The following is a 2,820-nucleotide window of genomic DNA, read 5'->3' on the forward strand; positions in this document are numbered from 1 at the left end:
CTTCTCTATGGATGGGAAGGCTGAGTGGAGGTTTGCGAGCAAGAGAAAGAGCCTGACAATGGATGAAAATGCGCTGGACTGCGGGATGGAGATTGGGGAGGGGAGGCTGAACTCTGGCAAATGCCAGGGTTTTTGATCCTCTTCTGGATTTAAGGCTTGCACGAGACTTCTTAATTGCAGATGAAACATGGAAGTCTCTTTGTTCTCTTTATGCGTTCTGTGTGAATCGCTTCTGTTCTATGTGGTTGAGGAATTATCTTTAATTAATAACACGTGCAATAATTTAACCACAAAGAACACAAAGCTCACAAAGGACTCGCTCAGATATGCGGGATTCCTGCAACCAGCATACAAACCACGGTCAAAGTGAGTCATATCGACTGAAGAAGAATCAGATGACGGGTCTGAAGGCAGGGATATTTAATTTTAGCATCCGCCCCCGGGCATCGGGAAAGTGGCGGGCGATCCGCTCAAAGATCGCATCTACAGCGATGGGCCTCTCAAAGGAAAGCTCCATAAATGATTGGAATCAGACTTAACCACCTCGATAGTTCCATCCAAGCCTCACCGGCGTTGAGGGGGCCAAAGCTCTTCCGCGCGTTTAATCGCGCGCGTCGCCCACTAAAAAAAACAGCTGTGAAGAATATTAGCCTCAATCCAGCTGGATTCAAGAAATCGACTGAAATAAAGGCCCTAAAAATAACTAAAATTGAATGAGGCGGTGGCTCTCTGAGGAATGATCGAGAATGGCTCCTTGACATTCTGGCATTCTGGAGGTTATCGAGAAGATAGAAAAGTACGCTGCCCTGGGCGAGAAGACTCCTCGGAGCCCAATCCCCTACGCGCATGAAGCCATCCCCTGGCAGATGAGACTGGCTAGCAAGACGACCTGCCAATAGAAAAGCCTAAAGCATCCATCCAGCCTCAGGCCCTATTGTTAACCAGCGCGCATTTCCGCCCAAGAAGTGCTTCCTGTGGCTCTACATTTTTCTTTCTCTTCACAAAAAAGATTTGCAGACTATAATTTTAAATATGAATCGATTTTATGTAATATCATCTGGATAAGAATTGATTGAGGAGAGATGAGATATGAATAGAAGGGGGATAATTCTCATGCTGCTGGCGGCGGTCATCGCCGTCTGCGGGCAATGCCAGGCGACAGAGATTCCCGCTTCCCAGGACGTTTATGTCAGCCTGGGAACGGGAAATGAGACGGTATACAACCAGAGCGATACACTGCTTTGCGCCACCAATGTGCCGGATGCAAACAATACCACTTTGAACAGCTATCCCGGGGTTCCATTAATACAATTCAACCTTTCCGGCATAGACATTGCCGATGACGACATCGCAATTCTGGTGCTCAAAGCAGCATCGGTGCGCCAGATGGATCGCTCAGGCATTGTGGCTCTGGTGACCATCGGCTCGGACTGGGATGAGCAATCGGATATCACCACCTTCCTGGTCAACATCCTGCCTGCCAGGAACCTGATAGTGAAAAATGACCTCACTCTGATGAGCACCAATAGCGATGGCGATGATATCTATGCCTTCGATGTCTCCCAAAAGCTCATGCAGGCAAAGGAAAGAGGGGACAAGGTATCATTCCTCCTGGAGGCTATTGGCAACAGCACGACGGAGATCGACTTTCTGTCTAAAGAGAGCGGCCAGGGGCCATATCTGATGATCATGCCCTATCCTGGGCAGCCCATCTCCGGCAATGCAGATCAGGCCATCCCTGCTGGTCAGCCAGTCCAGGCTGATCAAGCAAATTCGGACGGTATCTCGGGGCAGATGAATCAGACAGATCAAATCCTATCCCGGGACTCTGTCTCAGCAGAGCCACCCGTTAATACATTTGGACTGGTACAATAAAGATCAAGGCCAAGGGGGAAGCCAAGGTGCCTGGGGCGCAGAACCATAGGTAAATCAGGAGCCTGCCCAGATGCCTGCGACCATCTGACAGTTGATCTCATCTATACTTTTTAATTTTGTTCTGGACAAAGGCCGTTTCCAAAAAGCAAAAATAGCCATGATGAGCTAAACTGCTTTGATGGACTTCTTCTCCCATGCATTGCTTCCCTATCTCTTGGGCCGCTTCTTGAGGATCAGGAGAGATTATCTTGCCGCCCTGGTGCTCGGCGGAATAGCTCCCGACCTGGACGTGCTGGTGGTCTGGATCAATCAGATCCATCCGACCTCTTATCTCATAGTGCACAGGGGTTTCACCCACACTTTCCTCTTCGGCTTCTTTGTGGCAGCAATCCTCCTCTTTCTGGTCTCACGTGACTGGATCAAGACCAGGTCCAGGGGTATCGTTACTGAAGACCTGCAGTTCTCGCCCACGACCCTGGCCTATTCCTATGCCGGAATAATCAGCCACCTCTTCTTAGACTTTCTCACCTCAGGAGGCGTTCCCCTCTTCTATCCTCTGACCGCTGCCAGGTACTCAGCCGAGATCTTCAGCCATTTAGAAATCGTGATAATGATCGCTACCCTTCTATTTATGGCGAAGCTCTTCCGGGACCGGCCAGAGATGAAAATCGATAAAAAGGTGTCCGCCGCCTTTCTCATATTTCTTTTGGTCATAAGCGGAATAAGGCTGGAGGGCAAAGAGATGGCGAATGGCTTTCATGATGACGGCTTCAAGATCTATCCGGACTCAAATCTCTTCCAGTGGACCATGCTGAAAAACGATAGCAATAACAATAGTTTTCTGATCTTTAAGTTCAATATCTTTGCTGGATTGCTGCCGGATAATGCATCCTATCTTCACCAAAATGCCCCGCTCCATAAAGACGGATTGGACGAAGCCCTCAA

The 2,820-nt window shown here is 49.0% G+C and carries 2 protein-coding genes; both read left to right on the forward strand.

The genetic code is table 11. The features are described from left to right. Positions 1–1,089 precede the first annotated feature (1,089 nt). Positions 1,090–1,875 (forward strand): DUF7594 domain-containing protein, encoded by a 786-nt coding sequence (locus BP822_RS05785; RefSeq protein ID WP_273278543.1) that lies wholly within the window; start codon positions 1,090–1,092, stop codon positions 1,873–1,875. A gap of 178 nt (positions 1,876–2,053) precedes the next feature. Then, on the forward strand, positions 2,054–2,820 hold a 767-nt coding region (locus BP822_RS05790; protein ID WP_286877933.1), incomplete at its 3' end, for a metal-dependent hydrolase.

It is taken from the genome of Methanosaeta sp. UBA458 (genome assembly GCF_002496085.1).
In the GTDB taxonomy this organism is placed as follows: Archaea; Halobacteriota; Methanosarcinia; order Methanotrichales; family Methanotrichaceae; genus Methanothrix; species Methanothrix soehngenii.